Consider the following 26,328-nt stretch of genomic DNA (forward strand, 5'->3'; position numbering starts at 1 on the left):
CTTAGCTACGTCGATTCTTAGCTCGCCGTCTACTTTGTTGTTTTTGATAAGATCTAATATTTTCTTTTAATTGTTTCTTGTAGCCCGGTTTAACTTTTGATTTTTTGCTGCGATGAATCATTCCCTTAACCGTGTGATCAATCTCCTGACGATGATGATCAGAACGTTGTGTCCGACGATAACGTTGTTCAATTTCTTTAATTTCGCCATTTACAAGGGTTACTTCTCTAAATTCAATCCCCTTAGCCTCAAGTTGACTTAAACGCTCATCATCATCAGGCTGCACAAAAGTATATGCGGTACCTGCAATATTCGACCTTGCTGTGCGTCCCACTCGGTGAACAAAAAATTCCAAGTCTTTAGGCAACTCCGTATTAATAACCATGGAGATTCCCGGAATATCGATTCCCCTAGCAGCAAGATCCGACGCCACCACATATTGAAAATCTAACTGTTTGATCTGTCTCATAATACGCTTACGCTCTCTCGCATCAAGGCCTCCATGAACTTTAGCAACTTTTAGCCCATTTTCTCGCAAATATTCGGTCATCTGATCTGCGTAATGACGAGTGTTACAGAAAACAACCGCTAAAAAAGGATGCCCTAAGGTCAATAACTGATAGACCAGTTCTTTACGATCCCGCCCCTTTGTATTGATCAAGTAATTCTCAACTTGATCCACTAATATGCGGTTACTATCAATCTTAATAATTTCTGGTTGACTCATGTATTTATTCAAAAATTGAATTAAACTTTGCGGAAAAGTTGCTGAAAAAGCCATCATTTGAAGATCTGCGGGTAAGCGAGAGGCAATTTCATCCACCAAAGATAGAAATCCCATATCTAAGGTCATGTCAGCTTCATCAATTACCATGCAATGTGCTGTTTGAACCCAGAGAGCATTTTCTTTCATAAGATCAAAGATCCGACCTGGAGTTCCAATGACCACATGCGGTTGCTGATTCGTAAGTCGATCTAATTGTCGTTGCTTGTCACTCCCCCCTATACAAGCCATAATCTGAATCGCAGCAGGGCTATCTTCAACCAATTGAACAGCCACATCATAAAGTTGAGCGGCCAATTCACGACTAGGGGCTGTAATTACAGCCTGAACTTCTTGTCGATCAGCTTTTATCTGATTCATAATAGGTATCATAAAAGCATGCGTCTTACCGGTTCCAGTTTGTGATTGAACAACAAGAGATTCCCCTTTTAGGGCACGTGGTATAACTTCTTCTTGTACCGGCGTCAATGATGAAAAATGAAGCTTTCTTAAGGCTTCATGAATAAATGGTTGAATTGAAAGTTGTTTAAATAACATGGTATTCTCCTTATAATCACCTTATAGGGCTTTATTAATTCTCATTATAGCATACAAAGCTTGAGCTCATAAGACTTTCAGTTGATGGATTTTTATAAATTGGCTATAATAATAGCGTTACAGATAGGGAGGCTCATTATGATAAACGAAGGAATAATATTTACACTATTTGGTGCAAGTGGAGATCTTGCTAAAAGAAAACTCTATCCTGCGCTCTATCAATTATTCTTAAAAAAACATCTTCCAGACTCCTTTGTTCTCTTGGGAAGTGCTCGTAGAGAGTGGTCAAATCAGCATTTTCGAGAGGTAATTGCCGAAAGTATCCATCAAGCTAGACTAGACGCTAGACAATTAAGTCACTTTATGAAGCATTGTTATTACATTTCACACAATGCTAGTCTAAAAGAGGACTATCCCCAATTAAAAGCTAAATTGGACGAACTCGCCCATAATTATCAAGCACCCAATCGTATCTTTTATCTCTCTCTTGCCCCAGAACTTTTCCCTACGATCAGCCGCTATCTAAAAGAAGAAGCGACTATGTCCAGTAACGGTTTTAATCGCTTGGTCATTGAAAAACCTTTTGGCTATAATCAAGCATCAGCGGATCAACTACAAAAACAATTATGTCAATCCTTTGAAGAAGAACAAATTTTTCGTATGGACCATTATCTCGGCAAATCCATTGTCAATCAAATTTTACCCATTCGGCAGGATAACCCCATATTTAGACAGTTGTGGCAACCAGAATGGCTTGACCATATCCAGATTTCCCTGAATGAAGACTTAGGTGTCGCTGGTCGTGCAGGTTACTACGAACAAGCAGGTGTCGCTCGAGATATGATCCAAAATCATGCCTTGCAATTACTAACTCTTGTAACTCTCAGCTTAGACCAGTCAAGTATGGACAGCGACACTTTAAGGCAGCGCAAGATCCAGATCCTAGACCATCTTAAATTAGCAGATCCCCCCATTGATCATGTAGTTCGCGGACAATATAGTGCCAATTCTGACTTGAATCTCCCTAGTTATCGCCAAGAAGACCAGGTAGATCCACAATCCCAAGTAGAAACTTTTCTCGCTTTTAAAGCAGAAATTGATCTTCCAGAATGGCAAGGAGTTCCTATTTATATTCGGTCCGGCAAAGCCTTATCTCAAAAACAAACAGATATAAAGCTGATCTTTAAAAATCAGCACGAAGCTTTATTATCGAATTTTTTCCAAATTAAAATTGCACCTGATCCACATTTTAACTTACAACTTAACCAACAAGATTCATGGTCCCAACATCAATGGCAACCCCTTAATTTAGAATATCGTCTAAAACAAGAGCACTTAGCCCAAATTCCCAGCGATTATGAAAAACTAATTCTAGACTGTATTGAAGGAAATCTTTCTTCATTTGCTCACGCATTAGAGGTGAAATATGCTTGGCGATTTATCGATCAAATACGCCAAACCTTTACAAAAAAAGGGCTTCCTCTTCACTCATACCCTGCCGCTAGTCGAGGTCCTGAGGCAGCCTATCAACTTTTACAAAAAGATCATCGTCATTGGATAGATGATTAACTAATCTAGTTTATGACTAAAAGCCCGATACAAATTAGCTCCTATAGATTTTAGCTAATTCTGTATCGGGCTTTTTATCAACTATTTTGCTAACAAGAGGGTCTTTGTCACTAATTAACAAAAACTAACTAGTTAGACTGGGCTAAATAGTCTCGATTTGTTTGAATAAGTTCTTGAATTAAGGCTTGCCTATCAGCTAAATCCGCCACCTTAGCTCCTGAAGCCATAGCATGCCCACCCCCATCAAAATGCATCGCTACTTCATTAATGCTAGGCCCTTTGGACCGAATGCGAGCCCGATAATTACCATTATGCCCAGCCTGTTGGATAAAAATCACCCAAGAAAGGACCCCTTTTATTCGGCCGGGAATATGAGTGATCTGATTGCTCGCTTCCTCCTTAACCCCAAAGTCTGTGAAATCAGACTGATTTAACAAAACAGATGCGACTCCTGCCGGATGAAGAACAATCCGTCCCATCACAAAAGCCATAAAATCCAATTCTTCCTTTGTTAGTTCATTAAAGCGTTGATTAATGGCAGCTAAGTCAATGCCATAATGCATCAACCGACTCACAACTTCAAAGGTTTCTGACCTTGTGTTAGAAAATTGAAAACGTCCCGTATCACCCACGATACCCGCATAAAATAATTCGGCCACCTCTTTAGTCAAATTTAATTGGGGAAACTGGTCAAAGATCATTTGGCATAGTACCTCAGCACAAGATGAGGCTGATTCATCGACCCATTGCCAGTCGCCATATGAATCGACAATTAGATGATGATCAATCTTAATAAGCTTGGATGCTTCTTGATACCACTCACCATCAATTCGCGGTTGGTTAGCCGTATCTAAAACAATGGCTAAAGCATTCTGATAATCAGCAAGCTCTACCGAATCCATTTGACCCATCCAAGTTAATCCTTCACTCATGGTCCCGGCCGCTAAAACATTTTTTTCAGGATAAAGTTCTTTAATAAAACTCTTTAACCCTAGCTGACTACCAATGGCATCAGGATCTGGTCGTTGATGACGATGAATAATAATTGTCTGAAAGGATTGAATGGCTTCAAAAATCTCTTCTCTAACTTTTGCCTCTAATTGCATGGTTATACCTCCCGATAGGTTTTTTCAATAATTTGCATTCCTACATTAGCTTGAGCGACAACCACATTCTCTAAATAAATCTTGACATCCACCAAGGCACTTCGACGGTTTAAATTTAAAATATTAACCTTAAAATAGGGCCGATGTCCTAGCTGAATACTCGTAAAATAATGCAGAGATAAACTTTCTAGCATCACCATTTGTCCAATTTTTTCCTTAAGCTTATCCGTTGCTACTTGCACAATCAATTCTGACAAATAGCCATAAGACAGAGTACCTAGTTGATTCACCATCGGTGCTTCAATTTTGATGCGATAATCATAAGACATGGCAAAGTCCTCTTTTGGAATACGTTCAATATGGTCCGAAATCTTATCTTCAAAAGTTTGAATGCTTTGAGGCTGTTTTTGATGAACTTGAAGAGCTTTCATAACATCATAACGTGAGACGACTCCCAATAAGGTACGATCATCTGCGACAACTGGAATCATTTCAATATCTTCCCAAACCATCTTATAGGAAATAGCTGCCAAAGAAGTGTGGAGATCCGTCGTTATCAATTCCTTAGACATGGCTCGTTCAATACTCCCAGTCTGTCCCAAGCCCATTAAATCATTAGCCGTTACCACCCCGACCAATCGTTGATTAACTACAACCGGGAAGCGCGATAAACCTGAAACCATTGATTTTTGATTAAACTCCTTAACCGTATCTGTTGGTTTCAAACATAGAGTCCTTTCAAAGGGAGTATAGATCTCCTCCACTCGGATTATTTCTTCTTTAAGCATTTGTTCATTCAAAGTTCGATTAATAAGACTGGCAACTGTAAAAGTATCATGAACAGTTGTTAAAAGTGGCAACTCTAAACGATCCGCTAATTCAATAATATCTTTTTGACAAGTAAATCCACCAGTAACTAAAACAGCAAGCCCATTTTTCAAGGCATAGCGCTGAACATCCGCTCGGTTACCGACAATCAAAAGGGTCTCCTTGGCAAAGTACTTTGCCATAGCATCTAAGGTCATAGCCCCAATGATAAATTTAGACAGGGGCTTATTCATTCCCGACTTACCACCTAAAACATGGCCATCGATTAAAGAAAGTATCGAAGAAAAATTTAGGTCATCAACCCGACTATCTAATTTCTTAGATATCCGAATAGTCCCTACTCGCTCAATGGTCGATACATAACCTAAATCTCTTGCTGTTTGAATTGCTCGATAAACGGTCCCTTGAGACAGACCAAACTTTTTAGCCAGACTTCTAACAGAAATCTTAGACCCCAAGGGAAGCGATTGAATATATCGGAGAACATTTTCTTGTTTATTGGTCATACTAAGCCCCTTCTCAATCAAATTAACCTAAGGCAACATCTAATATCATCATAATAACAAAGCCCAACATAAAACTTAGCGTTGAAAGGTCCGTTGAATGAGCAGATTGTGATTCAGGAATTAATTCTTCAATGACGACAAATATCATGGCTCCCGCTGCAAATGAAAGTGCATACGGTAATAACCGCTGCATAAATAATAGAGCCATTGCTCCAATAACTGCTCCGATCGGTTCTACTAAAGCGGACATCTGTCCAAGATTAAAGGCTCGAAATTTTGATTTTCCTTCGGTCAAGAGTGGCATTGATAAAGCGGATCCTTCAGGAAAATTCTGGATACCAATCCCCAAAGTTAAAGATAGAGCGGCTGCTAAAGTCATTGAGCCAGAACCATTCGCAACAGCGGCATAAGCAACCCCCAAAGCCATACCTTCTGGCAAATTATGAATGGTTACTGCTAAGAAAAGCATCCAGGTCTTGGAAATTGAAGTCTTTTCTGGATTAAAGTCCCCATGATCCGCCGCATAATGAAAGTGGGGCACAATCCGGTCAATCAGTCTTAAAAATAGACCTCCCACTAAAAAACCTACCGCAGCCGGAAACCAAGCTGGCAAGCCCATGGAATAGACACTTGCCTGCTCTATAGCCGGTGCTAATAGCGACCAAAATGAGGCCGCTGTCATGATGCCTCCTGCAAAGCCTTGCATCACAGCCAAAAACTGTTCATTCACTTCCCTAACAAAAAACACAGTGGCTGAACCTAATAATGTAAAAACCACGTAAAAATCCCAGCCATAGCGGCTTGAAAGACAGGATTCATTTCTAGAAAAAAATCTACCATACTAACTCCTTTAAGAATGGCCAATTATCTCATGGCCAATCCTCCTACCTTATTATCAAAAAAAGGCATTGCTCCACTTAAACAAGTTTGTTGCCAACGCCTTTTATTGATTATTCTTTTACTCGATTAGATCAAAGTCTATTGATCTAAATCTAATTCTCCAAAAATAACGACTAAGACTCACTTACATCTGGATCAACATCGATCTCTTCTTCAACCACTTCTTGTGGGGCCAAATCTTCAACACTTGTCTTATCGGTTTTAACTTTCTTTTTCACATTTGCAATTGCATTTAATTCATAGGTTAAGTAGACACCTTCGCAATCCAAAACGACAATTCCTTCTTGATGATCAACTTCATCAACAATAGCATGCAGACCACCGATCGTTACGACTCCGTCCCCCGCTTCTAGAGCATCCAAAAGTTGTTTCTTTTGATTAGCAACTTTCTTTTGAGGACGAATCAACATAAAATAAAACAAAGCAAACATGACAATTAGTGGCATCAACGATACGAGAAATTCCATTAATAGTTCCTCCTTTAATTTACCTCTTAAGTATAACAGTTTTTTATGACTTCTTTCAATAGCTAACGACTAAAATGCAGGTGCTCCTGGCTTATTATAACCATATTCTTCACGAAAAGCTTGCCTAAACTCCAATAATTGATCCTCTCGAATTGCCTGACGAACTTGTCGCATCAAATTCAGTAAGAAATAAGTATTATGGATCGAAGTGAGACGCAAACCAAATGTCTCATCACATTTAATTAAATGTCTGACATAAGCTCTGGTATAGTGTTTACAAGTATAGCAGTCACACTTAGGATCAATTGGTGTATAGTCTCTAGCGTAACAGGCGTTTTTTACAACCAGGCGTCCTTTAGAGGTCATGCAAGTGCCATTTCGGGCTATTCGAGTCGCTAGAACACAGTCAAACATATCTACCCCTCGGATCGCACCATCGATTAAGGCGTCCGGCGAGCCAACGCCCATCAGATAACGTGGCTTATTAGTAGGCAATACTGGCATTAAGTAATCTAGAACGGTATTCATTTCCTCCTTCGTTTCACCGACAGATAAACCTCCAATTGAATAACCCGGAAAATCTAAAGAAACCATATCTTTAGCATGCTGAAGACGCAAGTCTTTATAACCTGCTCCTTGGCAAATGCCAAATAAGGCTTGACGATCAGGGTTTTGATGAGCCTCTAATCCTCTTTCTGCCCAACGAGTAGTACGATCGATGGATTTTTTAACATAATCATAGGGCTGATGAAACTCTGGACATTCATCGAAAGACATCATGATATCCGATCCTAAGGCATTTTGAATATGAATGGCTTTTTCCGGCGTTAAAAATAACTTCTCACCTGATAAATGGTTACGAAAATGAACGCCCTCCTCTTCAATATGACGCATATCGCTTAAAGAAAAAACCTGAAATCCACCGGAATCCGTTAAAAGTCCCTGATCCCAATTCATAAAGGTGTGCAATCCACCTGCATCCTCAACAATATCTTCACCAGGACGTAGCCATAAATGATAAGTGTTCGATAAGATGACTCCAGCTCCCATGGCTTTTAATTCTTCTGGTGATAAAGATTTCACGGTTGCTAATGTTCCAACCGGCATATACATCGGTGTTTCAAATGATCCGTGCGGGGTGTGGAGTATTCCCAGGCGGGCACCTGTATGCTTTTCTTCTTTAATTAATTCATATGTTACTGCTGGCACACTATTCCTTCTTTCTAATTACTCATTCTTCAGTCGAACTTCCAAAACAAATGGATAGTATTTACCCGTGATATAAAAACGATCTTGATCAATATGGGCAATCCCATTAAGACTATCCATCTGACGACGCGCCTCATCACTTAAAGGTAGTTGATCTAAGATTGACGATAAATCATATACTTTAATAACTTGACCCGTTTCTGGATCAATCTTAATGATTCTATTATCATACCAAATATTAGCAAAAATTGCTCCTTGAGCGTATTCTAACTCGTTCAATTGGTCTATTTCGCGTCCTAACAGCGTAACTGTGACTTGTCCTAATCGCTTAAAATTTTCCAGGTCCTGTTGATAAAGCTGGCTGCTTCCATCTGACAACCAAAATAGTGACCGATCCGCATCATAGGCCAACCCCCAACCTTGACCTAGATAAGAATAAGTATCCAACAAAGTGAAATCAGGTAATTGCCATTTAAAGACTTTGCCTTCCTTCCAAGTTAACTGCCATAGATGATTTCCTTCAATAGTGAGTCCTTCACCAAAATATTGTTCTGGCAAATCTACTTGAGTTAACCATTCCCCAGATGTTAAGTCGAGGATACCAACGGCAGACTGCCCATATTTACCAGATCCCAAGTAAAGCATCCCCTGCTCATTTCGTTCAAACCCTTGAGTAAATATCTGCTTTTCTAAAGGAAAAACTTCTAATAATTCCGCCTTCCCCTCTATGCCTTGGCTAACTACGGAGTGTGTAAAAAACATACAGCTTACCATTGTAACCACGATTCCAAAAAATACCTTTTGCATTTGAATCCTCCCAAATGTACTTCAAACTTGCAAGTCTGATAGAGATTGGTAAAATAAACATGATCTTAATCAAAGGAGCAAGTGATTATGAATTTTTACCAATTAGCCATTAGAATTGTCCGTCATATCTTCTTTTTATTTAACGGACCTACCCAAGTCCAAGGACTTGAAAATCTTCCCAAAGAAGAGCCTTATATTATTGCTGCCACTCATCGATCTCTCTATGACCCTTTTTACCTTGCTATCGTCTGGGCTCCAGAAGAAATTTCTTTTATGGCAAAAAACTCCCTATTCAAATGGAAATGGTTAGGTTATTTACTCACTAAAGCACATGTCTTTCCCGTCAACAGAGAAAAACCTTCTCCAAAGACCTTAAAATTTGCGGTTAAGCAACTGGAACAAGGCTTCCATCTAGGGATTTTTCCGTCAGGAACCCGTCATAGTACTGAGATAAAAAGTGGAACAGCTTTTATCCAACGTTTATCCAAAAAAGCCATCGTTCCTGTCGCAATCCAACCTCCATTAACAAAATGGCAATTTCTAAAAAGACAACCCGCTAAGATTGCCATTGGCCCAGCAATTAACTATGATCCTCAAGCAACATATGATAAAGCAAAACTCGAACAAATTGACCAATCCATTGCCAATGCCTTCGATGAGTTAGATCAAAAAATTGACCCTCAGTTCCATTATGATCCTAAATAGAATCGGTACCATCGGATCTAGTTTATCATAATCGGTGAATTCCGCCTATGCCTTTTTGCAAACAGTTTGTAGAGTCATACGATCCTATAAAATCCCCTCGAAAGATAGCCTCAAAGCTAACTTTCGAGGGGATTTTGGTCATTCACAGCAAGTAAGTCTATTTGATTCATATCTTTAATCAGTCACCATTAATAATTTGAAATCCATACTAGAAAGGATCTGTCTTTAGTTGACTGATTTAAGTGGTTACCTTCTAAAAATCATCTAGATCAGCATCATCCATAGACTGCAACTGATACATTTGATAATAACTTCCTTTTTTAGCAATGAGACTTTCGTGATCTCCCTTCTCAATGATGCGTCCCTTATCCAAAACGATAATTTGATGAGCATCTTTAATTGTAGATAAGCGATGAGCGATCGCAATAGTAGTCCGATTTTGACGCATTTTTTTCAGTGAGGTCTGAATAGCTTGCTCCGTCTCCGTATCTATATTGGCCGTTGCTTCATCAAGAATAAGTATTTTAGGTTGCCGAGCCATCGTACGTGCAAAAGAAATCAATTGTTTTTGACCCGAGGAATATCCTTCACCCCGCTCAATAACAAGATGTTGATACCCTTCTTTTTCTTTTTCGATAAATCGATCAGCTTGGACAAATCGTGCTGCTTCTCGAATTCGATCATCACTCATACTCATATCTAAAAGGCGAATATTCCTTGCAACATCCCCGTAGAAAAGAAAAGAATCTTGCAAAACCAAGCCCATCTCTTTTCTTAATTGGTCATAAGAAAAATCACGGATTGAATAGCCATCAATTAAAACCTCTCCATCTTGAAATTCATAAAATCGCATCAATACGTTAATGATCGAAGATTTACCTGACCCCGTATGTCCAACTAAAGCAACTGTTTGACCGGGTTCAACGGTGAAGCTAACATCGTCGAGTACCTTATGTTGTCCATCATAGGAAAAACTAAGATGCTTGATTTCTATCTTAGCATCTGTAATCCTTGCCTCTGGCTGAGGATTTTGCTGAGGAACAAACTCATCATTGTCCAAATAAGAAAGAATCCGTGCAGAAGATACAATGCCGTCTTGTAATAAACTCAAGGAATCCATCATCATTCCCATAGGCCTAAAAAATTGAACGGCATACTGGGTAAAAGCATAAATAACCCCAACTTCCAATCCGTGTAAAAAGTACTCTTTACCTAACACATAGATTACTAAGGCAAGTGCTAATCCCTCTAAAAGATTAATCACAGGCATTAACATTAACGAATTCATTTGAATCATCGTACGTCGATTTAAATAGTGTTGATGATTTTGTTGATTAAATTCTTGGTAGACACGCTCTTCTTGCCGCATGTTCTGAATAGTTGAAACCCCCATAACCGACTCATTTATTTTGGTATTTAAACGACTTAAATTTTCACGCATTCGTCGATATACCATGGACGAGTATGACTGATAAAACCAGATTAAGCCAATCATGATTGGAACAAAAATTAAAAACAACAAGGCCATCCGTTGGTTTAATAGCCACATAGCAATGAATACCGAGCATATCGTCACAAGGCCTTCAAATAAAGAGTAAAAGACGAGCCAAAATTCCTTGAGGGTCTCTGTATCATTCGTTATGCGAGATACAATCGATCCCCCCGGAGTTTGGTCAAAAAATCGCATCCCTAACCCATTTATTTTTCGAAATAAGTCATTTCGGATAGACGCTACGGTCTTTTCAGAAGCTAAATTGAAATAATACGTTGATAAATAATTCCCAATGATCTGTAACAAAAGTAAGCTTAAATAAATAAGACAAAACCTTCCCGCAATCTGAAAACTCAGTTGTTGGTGTTCTAAATAATGATCAATAAAATACTGAACTAAACGTGGCATAGCAACTGAAATCAAAATCGTACTGGCTGATAATACAACAGCTAATAAAAAGAGACGCCAGAAGTCCTTGGTAAAAGTAAAAATCCGCCGAGTAATCTTCAATTGCTCTTTCATAGTGAACTTTTTAGCCCACACAGATTCATTCGTTGAATTTGCTGCCATCGACTTCATCTCCTTTTAAACGATTTAATTCTTGTTGATGATACATCTTAGCATACCAACCATCTAGGGCTAATAATTCTTGATGATTCCCACGCTCAACAATACATCCATCTTCTAAAACTAAAATTTCTTGGGCGTGCATCACCGAAGAAATTCGGTGAGCTGAAATGATTGTCATCCGATCTTCAGATGATTCCTTAACGGCATTTAGAATGGCTTCTTCTGTTTTAGCATCTACAGCCGATAAAGCATCATCTAGAATCAATAACTGTGGATCTATTAGTAAAGCCCGTGCAATTGCAATCCGTTGTTTCTGTCCTCCAGACAAAGCCACTCCTCGTTCGCCTACTAGCGTCTGATAGCCTTCAGGAAATTCCAGAATATCTTGGTGAATAGCAGCCAACTTGGCAGCCCGCTCCACTTCATCCTGACTAGCCGTTGGTTTAGCATAGCGAATATTTTCTAAAATAGAGGTTGAGAAAAGAAAAGTATCCTGCGGAACATAGCCGATATGGTTTAATAAACTATCTAATGAATATTGCTTAATGTCCTTATTGGCAAAGGCGATCTGCCCTTGATAATCATCGTACTCTCGCATCAGAAGATGGAAGATCGTTGATTTACCAGAACCCGTTTTCCCCACAATCCCTAGAGTTTGATTAGCTTCTAATTTAAAATAACAATTTTTTAATTCAATACTATCATTTCGTTCGTAAGAGAAAGCTGCAATATCAAATTCTAAAGGAGCTTGAATAGGCTCTTGAATAGGATTAGGGCTTTCGATAATATGCGATCTTTCTTCCAAAATTTCTTCAATTCGATCATAAGATGCAGCCCCTCTTTGGAGAATATTAAATAATTGTCCCACTGCAATCATGGGCCAAGTGAGTCGGGTAATATAAGAAATGAAAGCAACTAACAATCCAACCGTTAGTTGACCTTGAACTACCTGGAAGCCTCCAAAAAAGAGTGCCAAAATAGTAGAGATCCCCATGATCAGCTGACTGCTAGGACGGAATAAAGCATTATAAACATAGACTTTTTGATTGGCTTGAACCACTGCAAAGGTATGGTCTTTAAAGTCTTGAATATCTCGCTCCTCTTCGCCAAAAGTTTTTATGACTTTCATGCCAGTTACTGATTCCTGAACCTTATCGTTCATTGAAGCAAAAGCCACCTGGGCTTTCTTAGAATAATAATGCAGTTGCCGACCAATATAATTGATGATAATGGCTAAAAATGGAATTGGAATAATAGTAATTAACGATAATTTCCAATCAACCACAAAAAACATCATAAACAAAGTGATTAAACCTTGTGAAAGTGAATCGACCAGTGTTAAGATTCCTCCAGCTGCAACCATCCGAATAGCACCCAAATCATTAGTTGTACGTGCCATCAAATCGCCCGTACGATACTTATGGAAAAAATCCTTATCCATCCGCATAAAATGATGAAAAAGACGCGCTCTTAAAATTTGTTCTAATTGTGCAGAGGTCCCAAAAATCGCCATCCGCCAAACATAACGCATAGCATATTGAACGATAGCAATTGTAATCAGAAGTAATACCCAATAGAGCAAAGATTGTGGCTGCATCTGATGTGAGGCCATGGTATCAATAATCCGGCCTAAAATGAGGGGGACAAAACCCGTAATCAAGCTAAGTAAAGTAAGCATGGTAATACCGATGATATAAGATTTCTTTTCTTGCTTTAAAAACCATCCCAACTTAGCGAACATATTCATGCAGGAATCTCCCCTTTTGAAACTTAGTAATTTCAGTCTACCATTCCATGAAAAAGCATTCAAATCATACGACTCTTATACTTGATTAAAAATAAAAACCCAGCGACTAACGCTGGGGAATCAACACCTATTATTACTGATTACGCATTTTCATTGAATTCATAATCTGTTGGACTTTGCGTTTTGAGGGTTTCTGGCCCATCTGCGCCATCATTTCAGTGATCATTCGCGCATCGAAAGGTGGGTTTTCTTTAAAATATTTAAACATATATTTTCGAGCCGCAAAAAAACCTAGAACAAGTCCAATAATTAAAGCTAAAATAACAATTAAAATCCAAGCATAAGTTGGCATATATCTCTCTCCTTTTAAAACATTCTATCATACTTTTTGATTAAGTGAAATGCTTAATAGTAGCTTCTTATGCCCAACGAACATCCGTTTGCCTTTGATGACTGGTTTTGCTATAATATAGCTAATAATTAGAAAGTGTGGTGTCTATGGCTAAACTATCCAGTAAACAAATGAATGTCCTACGAAGTATTTATGAACTCGTGGAAGCCTCTGGCTACCCACCCACCGTTCGTGAAATTGGTGAAAGAGCTGGTTTATCCTCTCCATCCACTGTTCATGGCCACTTAGACCGCTTAGAAGAAAAGGGCATGATTGACCGAGACGCAGCAAAAACTCGAACCATTGAAATCACTGAACTTGGCCTAAGTACATTGGGAGTTGACTCGAATAAGATCCCTCTCTTAGGTTATGTTGCAGCTGGAAGTCCTATTTTAGCGGTAGAAGAAGCGATCGATTATTACCCAAAACCACAGGATCTTCGCTATGATGCTAGTGAACTATTTATGTTAATTATTAAAGGTGAGTCTATGGTTAATGTTGGCATTTTGGATGGCGATATTATTACCGTTCGCAAGCAATCCGCCGCTAATAATGGAGAAATTGTCGTTGCGATGACCGAAGATAATGAGGCGACCTGCAAAACCTTTTTCAAAAAAAATGATCATATTATTTTAAGACCTGAAAATGATACTATGGAAGATATTATCTTACCGCAAGCCACCATCTTAGGAAAGGTAGTTGGCTTGAATCGTTTCTATTAACAGCTTACAAAAAAAGACGACTGAGCTTCAGTCGTCTTTTTTAGTTTAATAATGTAATAAGGTGTAATAATCATGCCCTTTTATCTGCTCGCCCCCCTTAAGATCGTCAAGTTCAATCAAAAAGGCACAACCAGCCACCACACCCCCTAGTTTTTCAACAAGTTCAATAGCAGCTGCTGTAGTTCCACCCGTAGCCAGTAAGTCATCGACTAATAAGACCCGTTGACCAGGCTTAATAGCATCCTTGTGCATTTCTAATATGTTGCTGCCATATTCTAACGAATACTCTACCTCAATGGTTTCACGAGGTAATTTACCTTTTTTACGAACAGGTGCAAAGCCCACTTGTAATGCATAAGCTACAGGACAGCCAATGATAAAACCACGGGCCTCCGGACCAACAACCATTTCAATCTCTAGGTCTTTAGCATAGTCCACAATTTTTTGAGTAGCATATGCGAAAGCTTGACCATCTCCCATTAATGGGGTTATATCCCGAAAAATAATCCCCTCTTCAGGATAATCCTTAATACTTGCAATATAATCTTGTAAATTCATATTATAACTCCTTATTCATCCACTGATAAATGGCATCAATACTTTGAAAGTTCAAAAATGCTTCAGCTTCCATGGATTTTTTATAATTAATCATCGCGTCACAGGATTTAAGATCGACACGTTGATCTAAATGAGCATCTTGCTTATAGATGATGCCCTTTTCTATTTTAACAAACTTTGCTTGAAAAAACACAACGATCATGGTCTTTATTTTAACTAAAGGAATTTTCAAAAATTGAGCGAACTGTGCTAAATCTGCTATTTTTAACTGAGGATTCACTAACAAAGCCTGATAAAGTCGACTAAACTCTTGATGAGTCGGTAATCCCACCAAATACTTGGACTCCGCCACATAAGAAACTAAAATGATTTGTGACCATTTTTTATAATCTAAAACCTGGCGTAAGTGTGATAAATCATCAGGCACTTCTAAAATTACCAGTCGTTGAAAATCAGCGATATTTAAATCTTTATCAGAATATAAACTAAGCTGACTCGATTCTGGCAAGTAAGATTGAAGTTGATCAATTAGTTTCGATTGATTAACCAAATAGAGGGCTTGAGGATAATCCAATTCCCCCTTAAGTCCGTTAGAAGAACGTTGGTCAATCAACTGTCCCTTTATAAAAGCAAAATCACGTACAATAAATTGTAAACTCGTCTGATCACGCCAACGGTTCAAGCTTAATTCACCTAAAATGCTTAAACGACTTTCTGCCTTAATTAATGCTGTTGACTCAGCCATTGAAAAAGCTACTGCCGTTAGTTCAGCCATGGGTGCATCTAAATGAAATTGCCAACGGACATGTTGTTGATCCTTACCCATTAAGCGTTTATTTTTTATGAGAAGTTCTTCTAAAACAATCAGTGGCTTAGGATTATCCTGACCAAAAGGTGCTAGTTGTTTAATTTCCTGATACAAATCTAGTGTCACTTCATCATCCGTTAATAACAAATCCACCGATATAGCCGGCTCTTCTGCTAGTGAGCGATCAAGTGATCGAATAGCCTCTTCAAGCTTTTGTTTAAAGAGACCAAATTGATCCTGGGCTATGGTTAATCCGACTGCTTGATCATGCCCACCGAAATGAACACATAAATCTTGAAAAGGTTGAATGAGATTAAAAAGATTAATCGAAGGAATAGATCGACCAGACCCCTTATAAACTCCCTTAGATTCATCAAAATTAAACAGTAGGCAAGGACAATGATGCCGCTCCACTAGACGCCCGGCTACAATTCCCAAAACACCTGGATGCCAATTTGCTTGACCTGCAATAATTATGGCAGGAGGTTCTACGTTTTTAGGATATACCCTTAATAATTCCGCTTCAATCTGCTTAACTAGGTCAACCCTTTCATCATTTTTGGCTTCAATGACTTGTAATAATCGCTTAGCTTCAATTCGATCTAAACTTGCTAAAAATTCTAAACCTGGACTAGGATCCCCTAAACGTCCTACTGCATTCAATCTTGGACCTATTACAAAGCCAATGGTTTCCTCATCAATATCTTCTAAGCTAATGTTTTGATTATTAAATAAGGTCTGTAAACCTGACCGGTTTGTCTGTTTGAGTTGATTGATACCAGCTAAAACAATCGTTCGATTCTCATCAATCAAGGCAACTCGATCACAAACGGTCCCAATCGCAGCTAACTCTAAAGCTTCAATCGGAATTTCCCCCAGTAAAGCAGTTGCTAATTTCAAAGCAACTCCTGCACCCGATAGATCCTTAAAAGGATAGTTTCCTCTTGGATTCGCTGGGTGTATAACCGCGTAGGCGGGCGGTAAATCCGTTTGAATCTGATGATGATCCGTTAAAATGACATCTACACCTTGATCTTTAGCATATGCCAATGCCTCAAAACCAGCCACACCATTATCCACTGTGATTATTAATTGTGTGCCTGCTTGAATAAAAGCTTGATAACGCTCCAAGTTTGGCCCATAGCCATCCGTAAAACGATTAGGAAGATAATAAGTCACCTTGGCCCCAATCGATTCCAAAGCTTCTTTCATAATTAATGTTGAGGTAATACCATCCGCATCATAATCCCCATAAATTAATATACTTTCTTCCTTTTCTACCGCCTGGGTAATACGATCGACAGCTAAATCCATATCTTCCATTTCAAAGGGGTCGTGGAATAAACTCGGTTGTTGATCACACGCAGCTTTAATCGCCGCTTGTGATCGTAATCTTCGCTGCCAACAAAGACGCAAAAAAGCGGGCGAATACGTCATTCCCGCTGATTGCATTTGTTGGATAAAATCGTTTTGTTCTTGATCGAATTCTTTCGGATAAATCCACTGAGAAAAATGACCTCTCATGTCAAACCTCCTCTAAGATCTTAGAACTTCAAACTCATCAAAATCATTGACCAATGTTGCTTGACTAAAAATCTCCTGTGCTTCTTTTTCTAATTGCTTACACTGCTTCCCTAAGTACCTTGCAGAAATATGATTCAGATATAATTTTTTGACATGGGCCTGTTTTGCATTCTGAGCCGCTTGTGCAGATGTCGAATGATAATATGCGCGCGCTATTTTAGCTTCACTTGCTTGGTGGGTTGCCTCATGAACCAAGACATCCGCCCCTCTGGCTAGTTGAAGAATGTTTCGACAAGATCGAGTATCCCCCAGAATCGTAACAATACGACCTGCTTGATCAGGTGCTAAAAAATCTTGGCCATTTAAGATACGACCATCTTCTAAGGTCACCCTAGCCCCCGCTTTCAATTGCCCCAAAATCGGTCCGTTGGGTATTTCGTAAGCTGCCAACTTATCCATGAGCAATTGGCCCACTTTGTCCGGCTCGATAATTCGATATCCAAAACAAAGTATTCCGTGTTCTAGAGGCATATATTCGGCTTTCCAGCCTTTATCCAAATCAAGCGTTCCCCCTTGAGGGGATAATTCGTGAATATTCAATGGATATGCCAACTTCGTCTTAGAAATCCTTAAAGAAGTTAATACAAAATCTTTAATTCCTTCTGGCCCATAAAGATCAACCGGATCTTGTCCTGCTTGATTAGAGCGTGAACTCAAGAGTCCTGGCAAACCATAAATGTGATCTCCATGAAGATGGGTAATAAAAATGCGCCGAATTTTTCTTGGTTTAATATGAGTTCTTAAAATTTGATGCTGAGTCGCTTCACCACAATCAAAAAGCCATACTTCATTCAACTCATCGAGTAATTTTAAGGCTAAGGCAGAAACATTACGAACCTTAGCAGGTACACCGGCTCCTGTTCCTAAAAATTGTAAATGCATCAAGTCATCCTTTCTGAGTTTAACGCTTTGAATAGAGTTCCTTGGCCATAAATTTGGAAAATTCCTTAGCTCCTTCTTCATTTAAATGAACCCCATCCGAAGCAAACCATTCTGCATGCCCACTAGCAAAGGAAGCCCAATCAATCACAGTAACATTACCATAGCGTTCAGCTGCTTGATTGAGTTGGTAATTTGCATCTTGTGTCCAAGGCCGATCAACTAAAATATTAACATAGTACTGTTTTCGCTCTAAGCCAATATCTTGGATATAATCATCTAATTGACCCGTTGTATAAGTACCGTTCGTTCCTAACATTGTAACGACTGTCGATGCTAATTGGTTATTTGCTTTCAGCCGATCAACCACATCATAGGAATTATATAATTGTCGCGCAACTTGAGGATCAATGACAGCCTTAGGAAATACTTCTTTTAAATGCTCCGTCGACGCTGCTAAGGTCGAGTCTCCGATAAAAGTAATATCCAGCCCCGAAGCAAACAGCAGCACTTCCTGATCTAATCCTTCGATATGATTCACAACTTTAGGCGGTGCAGCAGATTCATTTTTTGTCTCATCGGCTATCTTAAGATTACTTTCAATGATTTGTTCAATCTCTTGGGTCTGCTTTGTTCCTTTTGCCTGAGAAGAAATAGCCATTCCCACAGTTCCCATCACAAAATTAAAAATATAGCAGCACATAAGAAATTTAACCAGATATAATCCTTGAGGATGATTCCTTAAAAAGTTAAACTGATACTTTGTTTTCTTCCAATTAAAATCTTGCCCAACAGGTAATGAAATTGACTTTTGTTCAAAGAGTTGATAAGTAATTTCTGCTAAACCGATAATTAAAGCAAATTTAAAAATATAATTCAAACCTGGTAAACGATTAAATAAAGCAATATTCTGTGGACTCAATAAATAGACAGGATAATACCATAGGTAATAAGAAAAAGACCTTTTGCCTATCCAAGAAAAGACTTTAAAAGATAGAACTTTATTCCAAATCGAAGAGGGGTGAATAGCGGTCAAAATCATCGCCAACGATAAGATCGAGAAAAGACTTAAACCAAAACGGTAGGCGAAGGGCTTAGTTCCAAACATAAATCGAACCATAAAGAAAGCTAAAATATACACTATAACACCAATACCATTTAAGCCGTGTGTAATGGTTTTAGGAATAGGCTTTGGATTTAAGCGTTCAGGTAATAATAATCCCAACGCGCCTCCCAAAGTAAAGGCAGATAGGCGAGTCAGTAAATCATAATAAACTCGCGTTGGATCAGACGAACCTTGGTAGAGATAAGCCATCAATACTGCTGAAACCAAAGAAATAATTAACAAAATATTAATCGTGATATTTGCCTTTTTATGCCAAGAATAGGTTAGAAAGATCAAAATTGGTGTTAAAATCACCAATTGTCCATATAGAGAGACATACCACAAATGAGTAAATGGGCTGGGATTTGCTGCTTGAACAAAATACGATTGTTCATTTAATATCTGATAATAATTATTAAAAAATCCTAGAGCACTTAATCCCATATTCCGAACATTCGGCAAGTAATTACGGTTGAAAAGGAGAATATAAGTAACCACCATCATGATCATCGCTAACATTGGAAAGAACAACCGCTCAAAACGTTTACGAATGAAAGCGATATAGTTTAAAGGTTTCCCTCTTTGATCCGCCACATAAAAATGTCTAAAGTTAAAAAAACCGGCAATAACCAAAAAGAGATTAACTGCGATAAACCCACCTGGCATGATGTGTTCAAAAAAATAATAACCAATTATTGTGAGAATCGCGACCCCCTTTAAACCATCAAATATGGGAATTCGATATCCACTATTTGTTTCCTTCATATTAATTCATCACCTAATCTACAAATTCAAATTGATAGTCAACTAAAAGGACCGTGTCGCCATTCTTAGCCCCTGCTTCTCTAAGAGCCTCATCGACCCCCATCGCTCTCATTTGACGAGCAAATCGTTGTAAACTCTCATCATGATCCATGTTTGTCATCGCATAGAGACGCTCAATGCGTTCGCCAACTAGTTCCCATAGATCTCCATCTAATCGCTTCACTTCAAAATCAGGAGCCTCTTCCTCTAAACGATAAACTTTTTGATCCTGATTATCATCTTGCAGGGAAATATAATCACTTTCACTCAACATACGATAAGTTGCTTGTAATAAATCATCCACACCCAGTCTTTGATAAGCAGAAATTCTATAAATAGGAGGGGTTGTCAAATTTAAATCTTGATAATATTCCTCTAACTGATGTTCAAAAATCGATAGGTTTTCTTTTGCCTGGGGTTGATCTAATTTATTAGCCACTATGATCATCGGACGTAGCAGTAAGCGTTCATTATAAGCACGCAATTCTTCCATTATCGAAGTAAAATCTTCAAAAGGATCACGGCCTTGTACTCCAGCCATATCAATTACATGCAATAAGACTTTCGTTCGTTCAATATGACGTAAAAAATCAATCCCTAAGCCGACGCCTTGAGACGCTCCTTCAATCAACCCGGGTGTATCCGCCACGACAAATTCTTGACCAGATTTTAAATGAACTACCCCTAAATTTGGCGTTAATGTTGTAAAAGGATAATCAGCTACTTTTGGCTTAGCATTAGAAATCACCGATAAGAGTGTCGACTTTCCGACCGATGGATAACCAATCAAACCAACATCTGCCAAGATTTTAAGTTCTAAGGATAACTCCCTTTCTTGACCCGGTTCACCATTTTCAGCAATAGAAGGAGCAGGATTTTTATGCGTCGCAAACTTAATATTTCCCCTACCTCCGCGTCCGCCTTTTGCCACTACGCATTGGTCTTGATGATGCAATAAGTCAGCTAAAATTTCACCAGTCTGGGCGTCTTTAACAATGGTACCAGGCGGGACCTTTACATAAAGGTCTTTTGCATTAGCACCATATTTCCCCTTGCTCATACCATTTTCTCCAGCTGAAGCTTTAAATAATCGGTTATAGCGAAAATCCATCAAGGTTCTTAGTCCCTCATCTACATAAAAGATCACAGAACCCCCATGACCGCCATCACCACCAGCTGGACCACCGTCTGGACGGTATTTTTCTCTTAGAAAAGCCACCATACCATCGCCGCCCTTGCCGGCTTTCACCATAACTTTTGCTTGATCTAAAAAGCTAGACATTCTATCGCCTCCTTTATCGATATTATTATATTCTTAAGCAAGTCTTAGTCGACAATTAATCTCGGATCAAAATTAGAAAGAATCAATTGAGTCAGCTCACGCATTAATTGATAACGGTTATGTCTTACTTTCGGATCCTCATCATTGATCATATGATCTTCAAAATAATGGGCAATGATTGGACTTAAATCTTGGTAAGCTTGCAATCGATCATTTAAGCCGGAAATATGTTTTAAATCCATCACCTTTTGAATAAATTGAGCTTCCAAATCACTCTGAGCCAAATTCGATTCTAACTGATCTTCTTCACCCACCTTAGTCCCTAAATTAACTACTCGACTAAGATTTTCAACCATCTGATGGAATTGATCAGGATGCTGTTCTTTAAAGGCTTGAACTAATTTAGCCACACCCACAATCCTTAATGGAACCAAATGCTTCTTGTTCAAACTAGCTTGAATCACATCATAATCTATCGTTTGATTTTCTAATAAAACCTGAACTCTTGCTTTTAGAAAATTAAGAATTTCTTGACGTAATTCAATCGTACTTTGCTGCAAGTAAGATAATAAGATATCCGAAAAATCAACCGGCCAGTCTTGGTCCAAGCAAATCTCAATAATCCCCATAGCTTGTCTTCTCAAGGCGTATGGGTCGTTAGAACCAGTTGGAATAAGACCGACACTAAAGAAGCTTGCTAAAGTGTCTAATTTATCGGCTAATGCTAATAAAGCGCCAACTTGACTTTGAGGCAACTCACCATTAGCAGATGTTGGTAAATATTGTTCAGAAATAGCTTGAGCAACGGATGAAGACTCCCCATATTTTTGAGCATAAAAGCCTCCCATCACTCCTTGTAATTCACTAAATTCATCAACCATTAAAGTCATTAAATCAAATTTATAGATTTGAGCGGCTCTCAAAGCATCCTTTTGAACCTGTTCAGACACTTTAAGTCGACTAGCCAACAACTGCAGTAATTGATACACACGAACTTGCTTGTCGGCATAACTACCTAATTTGTAATGTTCATTTAAGCGGGTTAAACCTTCTAAGTAATGATCCAAATCATGTTTTAAGTCTTCCTGATAGAAGAACATGGCGTCCGATAATCGAGCCCGTAATACTTTTTCATTGCCCTTAATCACTTGGTCGAGATGTTGATCATTCCCATTACGAACCGAAATAAAATAAGGTAAAAGCTTTTCTGTATTCTCATCAAGACAATAGAAATAACGTTGATGATCTCTCATGGCTGTTACTAAAACCGCTTGAGGAAGTTCAAGGTATTCCGACTCAAAGGTTCCACTAAACGCTGTTGGCCACTCAACAATAGCAGTTACTTCTTCTAAAAGATCCTGATTTTCTGGAACAAGCCAATGTTTCTCTTGAGCGATCTCATTTATTTGTTGGCGAATAATCGACATACGTTCCTCAAATGAAACAATCACAAACTGGTCTTTCAATACAGACTCATATTGTTTTGGATGCTTGATTATAACTTGATCCTGTGTCTTTAAAAAACGATGACCGCGTGTCCATTGATTAGCGGTCACCCCCGCGAATTCGAATGGAATTACCTCTTCGTCTAAAAGCGAGACCATCCAATGAACTGGACGAATATATTCAATATTTAAGTCTGACCATCGCATAGTCACTGGAAAATGGAGCTGGGCAACCAAGTCACCCATTTTCTTTAAAACTTCAGCAGCACTCACTTGCGCAGCCGTCTTCTTTAGAAAGAGATACTCTGTTCCCTTTACTTCTTTAACAAAAAGATCCGCTTCCAAACCCTGCTGCCCTCTCAAAAAACCTTGGCCAGCCTTAGTCAACTGACCAGTTTCATCACGACCAGCCTTAAGTGAAGGTCCACGCACTTCCTCGATTTGTGCATTTTGAAGATCTGACAGACCATTAACCCTAATAGCCAACCTACGAGGTGTCGCAAAGGATTCAATCGACTCATAGTCTAAACGTTCATGTTGCAAGAAATCAGCAAAGCGATCCGCTAATTGGTCTCTTAAGGCTATTAAAAAACGTGCAGGAATTTCTTCTAATCCCAATTCAAATAAATACTGTGCCATTAGTTTGCCTCCTTTACCAATGATTCCTTACTACCCTTTAATAATGGAAATCCTAATTCTTTCCGTTTTTCAACGAATAGCTTAGCCACGCCACGGGCCAATTTACGAACTCGTCCCAAGTAAGCAGCTCGGTCTGATGGTGAAATCAATCCGCGGGCATCCAATAAATTGAAGGTATGAGATGACTTCAAAATATAGTCATAGGCTGGATGAACGAGTCCTTGATCAAGTAAGCGCTGAGCCTCTGCTTCGTAGTCATCAAATTGCCTGAACAACAAATCCCCATCGGATAATTCAAATGAAAACATAGAATGTTCATATTCAGGTTGTTTAAATATTTCACCATAACGAACACCTTTAGTCCATTCCAATTCATAAACATTATTTACATCAAATAAATACATTGCTAATCGTTCTAAGCCATAAGTAATTTCAGAGGTTACTGGGTCTGTTTTTAAGCCTCCTACTTGTTGAAAATATGTAAATTGTGAGACTTCCATTCCATCGATCCAAACTTCCCATCCTAGACCAGCACAACCCATGGAAGGATTTTCCCAGTTGTCCTCTACAAAACGAATATCATGCTCTAAAGGATTAATCCCTAGAGCTACCAAAGAATCCAAATAGTATTCTTGGATATCAATTGGAGAAGGTTTCATCACTACTTGAAACTGATGATGTTGATAAAGACGATTAGGGTTCTCACCATATCGTCCATCTGCAGGCCGTCTAGACGGCTCCACATAAGCAGCATTCCAAGGTTCAGGACCATTCGATCTTAAGAAGGTATAAGGACTCATCGTCCCGGCTCCCTTCTCTACATCATACGATTGAAGAATCAAACATCCCTTACTCGACCAAAACTTCTGCAAAGTTAATATCATATCCTGTAAACACTCAACTGACATTCTATCGCTTCCTTCCATAATGTAAAAAAGGTCCCTATGACCATCTTGGGCCATAGGGACAAATCATAAGCGTGTCCCAGCCTAATCCGTCCATCGATATCTCACAATCAATGGAAGCAAGACACTGGCTAACATTTATTTAAGGATCCCTGTTCATCGACCAATCCTGTCAACTAGTTGAAATTTTACTCAATTTTTCGAAAAAAGTCAATCCACCGTATTAAAGCAAGCCGCTTTAAATAGCTAATTATGACTCATTAATCACTTATTTCGCTTAGGTATTTCTTTCATCATCGTCTGCATTTGATCCATCTCCTGGATATAAGACTGAGTTTTTAGATGGATTCCAACTAACTCATTGTATATCTCAAATAAAAGCCGCCGGAGATCTCGAGCAAGTTCCGGCTCAATCTCTAGTTTCCTAAAGCGAGATAGTGACATTCCTGACAAAGATTGGATTAAAGGAATACTCTCAGCTTTCAAGCGAAGACGATATGAATCCATTGACCAGTGTGTTTGACACAAAAGTCCTTGATAGCGCATAGAAAAGTCAAAAGGTCCTACTTGATTCCCACAGACTCGACAATGCTGCCAATCAAGTTGAACGCCAAAACGTTTAAGCAGCCTTAAATCACAAACTAAATGAACGGCATCAGCTGGATAACCCTCATTTAAAAATGTCAAACTTTTATAAAAAAACTGATATAAGGAGACATCCTTAACATTATCATCAGTTGAGGCATCAATAAGTTGACTAATATAACTAGCATGCGCCAATAAAAAAGGATCCTTTTGAATAGCCGGATAAAAGTCTAGGCAGTTGGCCTCTCTTATAAAAGAAAGTCCTTGCTGATTCACACGGCCCACAAAAGATTGCCTAGTAAGCGGAATCAAATTAGCCTTAAGGGGATGACTCGGCTTCTGCAGCCCCTTAACAAAAAACATTTTCGTGCCATATTCTTGGGTGAAAAGCTTAACCAAGGCATCGTTTTCCCGATGAGGTCGTTGAAAAAGAACGATGCCTTCAAATTTTGAATCCAAACTAGCTCTTAATAATTTTCCAGACGATAGCCTAAATCATTAAGATTGGCCTGTCGATCGCGCCAGTCTTTTTGAACCTTCACCCACAAGTCCAAATAGACCTTATCCGCTAATAAGTTTTCAATATCTCGTCGCGCCAAGCTTCCAATTTTTTTAATCATTTTTCCTTGGTGACCAATAATAATTCCCTTTTGACTTTTTCGTTCCACAATGATACTTGCCTGAACTTCAACTTTATCATCTGGGTTACGTTGCATCGAATGAACCTGCACAGCAACAGAATGCGGAATCTCCTCACGAGTCAACAAAAGGATTTTCTCACGGATTAATTCACTAACCACAAAATATTCAGGGTGATCCATCACTTGATCTGCCGGATAATATTGTGGCCCATTGGGCATCTTTGCGACTAATGTATCTAATAAAGCTTGGATATTAATTCCTTCTTTAGCAGAAATAGGAATGACCGCTTCAAAATTAAATAAGGCTTGATAGCTCTCGATCAACGGCAATAAGTCATCTGGGTGAATAAGGTCAATTTTATTGACGACTAGAAAAACAGGAACCTTGGCCTCACGCACCTTGTCAATCACAAATTGATCACCAGGTCCCATTTTTTCAGAAGCGTTCACTAAGACACAGATCGCATCGACTCCATTCAATGCGCTGTAGGCTGTTTTGACCATGAACTCTCCTAACTCATGCTTAGGCTTATGAATACCTGGTGTATCAATAAAGACGATCTGAGCTTGTTCACGCGTATACACTCCTTGAATTCGATTCCGGGTCGTCTGAGCTTTATCCGACATAATCGCGATTTTTTGCCCAACAATTTGATTTAGTAGGGTTGATTTCCCGACATTTGGTCGACCAACCAAGGCCACAAAACCAGAATGATAGTCAGGATATAATGATTTTATAGATTCCATAAAACT

General features: G+C 38.9%; 21 protein-coding genes and 1 pseudogene. 3 read left to right on the forward strand and 19 right to left on the reverse strand.

The genetic code is table 11. The features are described from left to right. Window position 1: 1 nt before the first annotated feature. Window positions 2-1,321 (reverse strand): DEAD/DEAH box helicase, encoded by a 1,320-nt coding sequence (locus HMPREF9706_RS02280; protein WP_006907748.1) that lies wholly within the window; start codon window positions 1,319-1,321, stop codon window positions 2-4. Window positions 1,322-1,459: 138 nt separating this feature from the next. On the opposite strand from HMPREF9706_RS02280, the gene zwf reads away from it, so the two are divergent. Continuing rightward, on the forward strand, window positions 1,460-2,890 hold the full coding sequence (gene zwf / locus HMPREF9706_RS02285) for a glucose-6-phosphate dehydrogenase (protein ID WP_006907749.1): 1,431 nt from the start codon (window positions 1,460-1,462) through the stop codon (window positions 2,888-2,890). A gap of 128 nt (window positions 2,891-3,018) precedes the next feature. Here the strand turns inward: zwf and HMPREF9706_RS02290 are convergent, their stop codons facing one another. The 6 genes and pseudogenes from HMPREF9706_RS02290 to HMPREF9706_RS02315 all read right to left on the reverse strand — a co-directional run bounded on the left by HMPREF9706_RS02290 (window position 3,019) and on the right by HMPREF9706_RS02315 (window position 8,713). After that, entirely contained in the window at window positions 3,019-3,996 is a 978-nt protein-coding gene (locus HMPREF9706_RS02290) for a DHH family phosphoesterase (RefSeq protein WP_006907750.1), read from the reverse strand. A gap of 2 nt (window positions 3,997-3,998) precedes the next feature. Next, window positions 3,999-5,330, reverse strand: coding sequence for a DRTGG domain-containing protein (locus HMPREF9706_RS02295; RefSeq protein WP_006907751.1), 1,332 nt, complete (start codon window positions 5,328-5,330; stop codon window positions 3,999-4,001). A 22-nt stretch (window positions 5,331-5,352) separates the two neighbouring features. After that, window positions 5,353-6,170: pseudogene (locus tag HMPREF9706_RS02300) on the reverse strand (ZIP family metal transporter). Between the two features lie 173 nt (window positions 6,171-6,343). Further along, window positions 6,344-6,697, reverse strand: coding sequence for a preprotein translocase subunit YajC (gene yajC, locus HMPREF9706_RS02305; protein ID WP_006907753.1), 354 nt, complete (start codon window positions 6,695-6,697; stop codon window positions 6,344-6,346). A 69-nt stretch (window positions 6,698-6,766) separates the two neighbouring features. Beyond that, window positions 6,767-7,906, reverse strand: a complete 1,140-nt coding sequence (gene tgt, locus HMPREF9706_RS02310) for a tRNA guanosine(34) transglycosylase Tgt (RefSeq protein WP_006907754.1) — start codon at window positions 7,904-7,906, stop codon at window positions 6,767-6,769. 18 nt (window positions 7,907-7,924) lie between these two features. Then, the gene (locus tag HMPREF9706_RS02315) at window positions 7,925-8,713 is read right to left on the reverse strand and encodes a glutaminyl-peptide cyclotransferase (protein WP_006907755.1); all 789 of its coding nucleotides are present in this window, start codon (window positions 8,711-8,713) and stop codon (window positions 7,925-7,927) included. 87 nt (window positions 8,714-8,800) lie between these two features. Here HMPREF9706_RS02315 and HMPREF9706_RS02320 point away from each other — a divergent pair, with 87 nt between their 5' ends. Continuing rightward, complete coding sequence (locus HMPREF9706_RS02320; protein ID WP_006907756.1) at window positions 8,801-9,418, forward strand: lysophospholipid acyltransferase family protein; 618 nt, start codon at window positions 8,801-8,803, stop codon at window positions 9,416-9,418. A gap of 253 nt (window positions 9,419-9,671) precedes the next feature. Here HMPREF9706_RS02320 and HMPREF9706_RS02325 read toward each other — a convergent pair whose 3' ends face one another. The 3 genes from HMPREF9706_RS02325 to HMPREF9706_RS02335 form a co-directional block, all read right to left on the reverse strand. After that, on the reverse strand, window positions 9,672-11,480 hold the full coding sequence (locus tag HMPREF9706_RS02325; RefSeq protein WP_006907757.1) for an ABC transporter ATP-binding protein: 1,809 nt from the start codon (window positions 11,478-11,480) through the stop codon (window positions 9,672-9,674). Beyond that, window positions 11,458-13,227: an ABC transporter ATP-binding protein gene (locus tag HMPREF9706_RS02330; protein WP_006907758.1), complete on the reverse strand. Its 1,770-nt coding sequence runs from the start codon at window positions 13,225-13,227 to the stop codon at window positions 11,458-11,460. Before HMPREF9706_RS02330 ends, HMPREF9706_RS02325 begins: the two co-directional genes overlap by 23 nt. A 133-nt stretch (window positions 13,228-13,360) precedes the next feature. Continuing rightward, on the reverse strand, window positions 13,361-13,579 hold the full coding sequence (locus HMPREF9706_RS02335) for a YneF family protein (RefSeq protein ID WP_006907759.1): 219 nt from the start codon (window positions 13,577-13,579) through the stop codon (window positions 13,361-13,363). A gap of 146 nt (window positions 13,580-13,725) precedes the next feature. Between HMPREF9706_RS02335 and lexA the strand changes: the two genes are divergently transcribed. Next, window positions 13,726-14,340 (forward strand): transcriptional repressor LexA, encoded by a 615-nt coding sequence (gene lexA / locus HMPREF9706_RS02340; protein ID WP_006907760.1) that lies wholly within the window; start codon window positions 13,726-13,728, stop codon window positions 14,338-14,340. A gap of 45 nt (window positions 14,341-14,385) precedes the next feature. On the opposite strand, the gene HMPREF9706_RS02345 is transcribed toward lexA, so the two are convergent. From HMPREF9706_RS02345 to era, 9 genes are all read right to left on the reverse strand, one after another. After that, complete coding sequence (locus tag HMPREF9706_RS02345; protein ID WP_006907761.1) at window positions 14,386-14,898, reverse strand: adenine phosphoribosyltransferase; 513 nt, start codon at window positions 14,896-14,898, stop codon at window positions 14,386-14,388. A gap of 1 nt (window position 14,899) precedes the next feature. Beyond that, the gene (gene recJ / locus HMPREF9706_RS02350; protein WP_006907762.1) at window positions 14,900-17,230 is read right to left on the reverse strand and encodes a single-stranded-DNA-specific exonuclease RecJ; all 2,331 of its coding nucleotides are present in this window, start codon (window positions 17,228-17,230) and stop codon (window positions 14,900-14,902) included. A gap of 12 nt (window positions 17,231-17,242) precedes the next feature. Beyond that, window positions 17,243-18,172, reverse strand: coding sequence for a ribonuclease Z (rnz, locus tag HMPREF9706_RS02355; RefSeq protein WP_006907763.1), 930 nt, complete (start codon window positions 18,170-18,172; stop codon window positions 17,243-17,245). Between the two features lie 19 nt (window positions 18,173-18,191). Next, window positions 18,192-20,039 (reverse strand): acyltransferase family protein, encoded by a 1,848-nt coding sequence (locus HMPREF9706_RS02360; RefSeq protein ID WP_006907764.1) that lies wholly within the window; start codon window positions 20,037-20,039, stop codon window positions 18,192-18,194. Window positions 20,040-20,052: 13 nt separating this feature from the next. After that, complete coding sequence (gene obgE / locus HMPREF9706_RS02365) at window positions 20,053-21,360, reverse strand: GTPase ObgE (protein WP_006907765.1); 1,308 nt, start codon at window positions 21,358-21,360, stop codon at window positions 20,053-20,055. A 44-nt stretch (window positions 21,361-21,404) separates the two neighbouring features. Beyond that, complete coding sequence (gene glyS, locus HMPREF9706_RS02370) at window positions 21,405-23,444, reverse strand: glycine--tRNA ligase subunit beta (protein WP_006907766.1); 2,040 nt, start codon at window positions 23,442-23,444, stop codon at window positions 21,405-21,407. Beyond that, window positions 23,444-24,352, reverse strand: a complete 909-nt coding sequence (gene glyQ, locus HMPREF9706_RS02375) for a glycine--tRNA ligase subunit alpha (RefSeq protein ID WP_006907767.1) — start codon at window positions 24,350-24,352, stop codon at window positions 23,444-23,446. Before glyQ ends, glyS begins: the two co-directional genes overlap by 1 nt. Before the next feature lie 261 nt (window positions 24,353-24,613). Further along, window positions 24,614-25,393 carry a DNA repair protein RecO gene (gene recO / locus HMPREF9706_RS02380; RefSeq protein ID WP_006907768.1) on the reverse strand — a complete coding sequence of 260 codons (780 nt, stop codon included), beginning with the start codon at window positions 25,391-25,393 and terminating at the stop codon, window positions 24,614-24,616. Window positions 25,394-25,401: 8 nt separating this feature from the next. Further along, on the reverse strand, window positions 25,402-26,322 hold the full coding sequence (gene era, locus HMPREF9706_RS02385) for a GTPase Era (protein WP_006907769.1): 921 nt from the start codon (window positions 26,320-26,322) through the stop codon (window positions 25,402-25,404). Between the last annotated feature and the right edge of the window lie 6 nt (window positions 26,323-26,328).

This window comes from Facklamia hominis CCUG 36813, from assembly GCF_000301035.1.
In the GTDB taxonomy this organism is placed as follows: Bacteria; Bacillota; Bacilli; order Lactobacillales; family Aerococcaceae; genus Facklamia; species Facklamia hominis.

Bases quoted from the DNA above. Each gene is read 5' to 3' on its own strand.
- HMPREF9706_RS02280 (WP_006907748.1), bottom strand. From the start codon at position 1,321: ATGTTATTTAAACAACTTTCAATTCAACCATTTATTCATGAAGCCTTA.
- zwf (WP_006907749.1), top strand. From the start codon at position 1,460: ATGATAAACGAAGGAATAATATTTACACTATTTGGTGCAAGTGGAGAT.
- HMPREF9706_RS02290 (WP_006907750.1), bottom strand. From the start codon at position 3,996: ATGCAATTAGAGGCAAAAGTTAGAGAAGAGATTTTTGAAGCCATTCAA.
- HMPREF9706_RS02295 (WP_006907751.1), bottom strand. From the start codon at position 5,330: ATGACCAATAAACAAGAAAATGTTCTCCGATATATTCAATCGCTTCCC.
- yajC (WP_006907753.1), bottom strand. From the start codon at position 6,697: ATGGAATTTCTCGTATCGTTGATGCCACTAATTGTCATGTTTGCTTTG.
- HMPREF9706_RS02315 (WP_006907755.1), bottom strand. From the start codon at position 8,713: ATGCAAAAGGTATTTTTTGGAATCGTGGTTACAATGGTAAGCTGTATG.
- HMPREF9706_RS02320 (WP_006907756.1), top strand. From the start codon at position 8,801: ATGAATTTTTACCAATTAGCCATTAGAATTGTCCGTCATATCTTCTTT.
- HMPREF9706_RS02325 (WP_006907757.1), bottom strand. From the start codon at position 11,480: ATGGCAGCAAATTCAACGAATGAATCTGTGTGGGCTAAAAAGTTCACT.
- HMPREF9706_RS02330 (WP_006907758.1), bottom strand. From the start codon at position 13,227: ATGAATATGTTCGCTAAGTTGGGATGGTTTTTAAAGCAAGAAAAGAAA.
- HMPREF9706_RS02335 (WP_006907759.1), bottom strand. From the start codon at position 13,579: ATGCCAACTTATGCTTGGATTTTAATTGTTATTTTAGCTTTAATTATT.
- lexA (WP_006907760.1), top strand. From the start codon at position 13,726: ATGGCTAAACTATCCAGTAAACAAATGAATGTCCTACGAAGTATTTAT.
- HMPREF9706_RS02345 (WP_006907761.1), bottom strand. From the start codon at position 14,898: ATGAATTTACAAGATTATATTGCAAGTATTAAGGATTATCCTGAAGAG.
- recJ (WP_006907762.1), bottom strand. From the start codon at position 17,230: ATGAGAGGTCATTTTTCTCAGTGGATTTATCCGAAAGAATTCGATCAA.
- rnz (WP_006907763.1), bottom strand. From the start codon at position 18,172: ATGCATTTACAATTTTTAGGAACAGGAGCCGGTGTACCTGCTAAGGTT.
- HMPREF9706_RS02360 (WP_006907764.1), bottom strand. From the start codon at position 20,039: ATGAAGGAAACAAATAGTGGATATCGAATTCCCATATTTGATGGTTTA.
- obgE (WP_006907765.1), bottom strand. From the start codon at position 21,360: ATGTCTAGCTTTTTAGATCAAGCAAAAGTTATGGTGAAAGCCGGCAAG.
- glyS (WP_006907766.1), bottom strand. From the start codon at position 23,444: ATGGCACAGTATTTATTTGAATTGGGATTAGAAGAAATTCCTGCACGT.
- glyQ (WP_006907767.1), bottom strand. From the start codon at position 24,352: ATGTCAGTTGAGTGTTTACAGGATATGATATTAACTTTGCAGAAGTTT.
- era (WP_006907769.1), bottom strand. From the start codon at position 26,322: ATGGAATCTATAAAATCATTATATCCTGACTATCATTCTGGTTTTGTG.